This is a genomic window from Ensifer aridi, from assembly GCF_002078505.1.
In the GTDB taxonomy this organism is placed as follows: Bacteria; Pseudomonadota; Alphaproteobacteria; order Rhizobiales; family Rhizobiaceae; genus Sinorhizobium; species Sinorhizobium aridi.
Genome location: NZ_LUAV01000060.1, coordinates 1 through 3728, shown reverse-complemented (window position 1 = coordinate 3728; position 3728 = coordinate 1). Strand labels below are relative to the sequence as shown.

Annotated in this window: 2 protein-coding genes; both read left to right on the top strand. The window is 55.6% G+C overall.

From position 1 onward, the window contains the following. Positions 1 to 688: 688 nt before the first annotated feature. Positions 689 to 1648 carry a Rossmann-fold NAD(P)-binding domain-containing protein gene (locus AYK65_RS31205; protein ID WP_081163213.1) on the top strand — a complete coding sequence of 320 codons (960 nt, stop codon included), beginning with the start codon at positions 689 to 691 and terminating at the stop codon, positions 1646 to 1648. Between the two features lie 437 nt (positions 1649 to 2085). Further along, entirely contained in the window at positions 2086 to 3048 is a 963-nt protein-coding gene (locus tag AYK65_RS31200) for an ornithine cyclodeaminase family protein (protein ID WP_081163212.1), read from the top strand. The last annotated feature ends 680 nt before the right edge of the window (positions 3049 to 3728 follow it).

Below are 3728 nucleotides of genomic sequence, written 5' to 3'. Positions count from 1 at the left end.
TAGATGGATTGCGCAGAACCGGCATGGCTACCACTACCACGGCCTTGCTGATGGCTTGGCGCCGAGGAAGGCGGCACAGCCGCCGCTCTGGACCATGATGCGTAAGCCTACCGCCGGCTCGCCGGCTCGGGGAAGTGCAGTCCTCACCGCGGGCGACAGCATTTTCAGTGAGCCTAATCATGGGACGATTCCTTCTCAGTCAGTGACGCGTTCGCCAAACGTCTTGCATCTACCGTGCCGAGGAGAGACTCCTTTCAAAACAATAGGACGTCTCCCCCACTGCTATGTTGTATTTCGACATTGTCCGACATCGGACAATGTGGGCGGTTGGGTGGCGCGCGTTCCGCTTTCCCGTAGAGGATCCGGTCCTCCATTGGTTGGAAACCGACCGGAGACCCGCAACTGTCGGATTTGTCGAGTGCACGACACGCTGTTGCCCGATCCGGCGGCCCCGCCACATGCTCACTTACGATATTGCTTTATTTGGAGAAAATAGTTTCTAAAGCCCTTTCCGCGCAGTTGGCACGGTTGTTGAAGCCCCCTTGTTGAACACCCGCTGATCCTGAACTCGAAGGCGCAGGATTCCATCCTGCATCTCGGGGCAGAGCTAGATCGGTGCAAGCCCTCGAACTCGGGGGCGTTCCGGGTCAACCGCTGCTAGGGATTCAATCAACTTCAGGAGAGAACCATGAGCGAGCTCCTTGGACTTTATATTGATCACCAGCTGACCGCGCCTTTCGCAGTGGCACAGCTTTCCGCGAAGGTTAAACCACTTGCCACCGACCTTGCGAGAAGTGGCGTTCTCCTGCTCGCAACCTGCGTACGAGTTGAGGTCTATGGTGAGGAGCACGCACTCAGAAATATCGATAGCACGATATTTTCCGGCTTTTCATACGAACCCATTGAAGGGGCAGCCGCAATTGTTCAACGTCTCGCCGAGATTGCATCCGGCGCTCATTCTCAGATCCTCGGTGAGAGTTACATCAGCTATCAACTCGCGAACGCTCTCGAATTTGTTAATCCAAACGGTCCGATTTTCCAGATTGCACGGTTTGCAATTGACATAGGTCGTGCCGCGCGCGAGCGACAGCGGTTCATCGCATCGTTTAACTACGATCAAATTCTCCGAGACATCATAGGTGATCGATTTCCAAACGGAGAGCTGCTCGACCGCCTTTACATCATCGGGTCGGGTATGCTGGGTCGCGGGCTGATCAGGAGTGGTGTGGGAGAGCGATTCCGTTCCACCGTAATCGTGACGCGAAACCCTAAGAACCTTCGCAAACGTCTCCGCCCTTGGACTGACGTAGAAGTCGAGCTAATGCGCCCGGCAGAGATTGGGTACGCACGCGAATCACAGTCGATCGTTGTCATCGCAACCGCCGATGTCGATGATGAATACGAAGCCACTCTTCAGAGCGCCCTTCTGCGATTGGAGCCGCGCACCATAGTGGATCTGTCGTCAATCCCGTTGCTGTCGGACGCAGCAGTCAGAAAGCTCAATTACGTGAGCATGTACGACGAAGAATTTCTCCGGTTCATCGAACAGAACAATAACCAGCTGGCTCCAAAGCTGCCGCTCTTGTTTTCCGATATAGAGGCAACACTCCGAACGGCGGAGACCTATCTCTCCGCGAACGCAACGTAGCCCTACAGCAGTACACACCGGTACAGCAACAGGAGAATAATGATGCTCACGGTACTGAAACACCCGGCGAACGACCTGCGTGAAGGCTGCCTGACACGTCCGATTCGGCCTTGCCTCCAGAGGGGCGCTGCCAACCGTACTGCTGGGCCACGGCGCATCCTCAAGTCCAGAGCCGCTCACCGTAGCAACGTCGTCGTTGTTGGCTCTGGGGCACCGTGGTTGATGGCGGCGCTAACTCTTGCCAAAGCGGCTCATCGGTTTTGTTCGTGGATCCCTGCACGCCCGGAATAGGAGCACGCTAGCACATCACCGTACGATTTGCGGCAGTTCGCGAGATACCCTTTGAAAGTAGCGTACCCCATTCGGAGCTAGCAATATTCCAGACAGTAAGACCGGACTATTCCAGCGCCAGCCTCAGTATCAGGAGACCAGGTAATATGACGGCATTTATAAGATGGCTAAGTCGAGATGACGTTGCACAGACGGATCTGCCATTCGTCACAGCATTAGACATTGTTGAGGCGACGCTTCGGGATCACGGGAATGGCGCATTCGAGAACCCGCCCAAGATCGGGGTCCACCCAAGGCACGACGCATTCATTCACGCAATGGCTGGCTGGCTTCCCAAACAACGCCAGGTCGGTGTTAAATGGGTTGCCGGTTACTCCAGCAATCATAAAGTTGGCTTGCCAAACATTACAGGGCTTTTGCTGTTAAACGATCCGGAGACGGGCCTACCAGTCTGCGTAATGGATGCTGCTTACCTGACTGCAGTTCGCACAGCGGCAGCGTCGGCTATCACCAGCAAGTATTTATCGCCACAGCACGTGAACAGGATAGCGGTAATCGGTGCTGGTCTTCAGGGCCTCTGCCATGTAAAAATGCTGTCGTTGATTTACCCCGCTGCCGAATTCCAAATCGTAGATATCAATGAGAATGCGGTCGTCCGGCTGGCTGAACAGACTCATTCCACAGCAACAATAGTTCACGTGAAAGAGGCCGAGGCCGCGATCCGCACCGCTGACGTCGTAGTGACCGCAACAAGTCGATTGGAAGACGTGGCATTCCAATTCGGATGGGTCAAGGAGGGTAGCTTGGTTCTGCCCGTTCATGTCCGCGGATGGTCACAGGATATAACGACGTCTACGGATGTATTGTTGACTGACGACGTTGAGCAATTCAGAAACTACATCATTGCTACAGGCTCTCCCTATCGGGATATTTCGCGAGTTCTTGGATCTGTCAGCGATGTTATCGCAGGACGGGTCGCTGGCAGAGTTCGCAACGCTGATCGCATTGCAGTGTTCAATCTCGGCCTCGCGACGCATGATATTGCTATAGGTTCGGCAATACTCAACATCGCAGAGCACCACGGCTTAGGGACGATCTTATCATACTAAAGGATATCGGAACATGAGCCTATCTGAAGGGACACACAGCTTCCACAACCTGCCCAGCCCATGATACAATCTGCGGTTGGGTTCTGAACGCCCTGCTGTACAATGCGTGGCGTGGAGCCCTGCATCGCCACGGTAACGTGTTCCATTACCCATAAGTTCTTTCCCGATGGTTGGGGCGAGTGTGATGTCGGTGAGGCGCGTCAAGTCCCACCACATGCCGATATCACCCGGAGGAGGATCGTGCTTCTCGGGATAACCGCCCCGCCTGGCGACTTCCGCATCGTCGTGCGGCAAGCAGTGACCGTCTGCTGACTCTTCACATGCACCTGCCGATACATCCGAGGCGCATGATCTGCGCCAAAGCGCGGCCATCATTCCGGCTGGTCTTGTTCGGCATGGTCTTAATGCAGATCTCCGGCAGGCCTCCGACGCGAATACGTCGAAGGTGATACTTTCGATCGCGCGTGACCGGACCGGCAACTTACCGGAGAGATCGACGATGGGCAGATGATCGTGGCGCGGGTAGATGCCACGATGGAGGCGACGGGGTTATCCCTCAACACTGTGAGGCCCGATGCCGGCTATGCCTACGCGAAGGTGTTCGCCGCTTCGAGCCCCGGGCATTGATGCCCCTGATCCGGCCAAGGCGGAGCCTATCCGTAACCACCCGGTTGTTACCG

Excerpts from the sequence above, each read along its gene's own strand:
- AYK65_RS31200 (WP_081163212.1), top strand. The coding sequence starts at position 2,086 with ATGACGGCATTTATAAGATGGCTAAGTCGAGATGACGTTGCACAGACG.
- AYK65_RS31205 (WP_081163213.1), top strand. The coding sequence starts at position 689 with ATGAGCGAGCTCCTTGGACTTTATATTGATCACCAGCTGACCGCGCCT.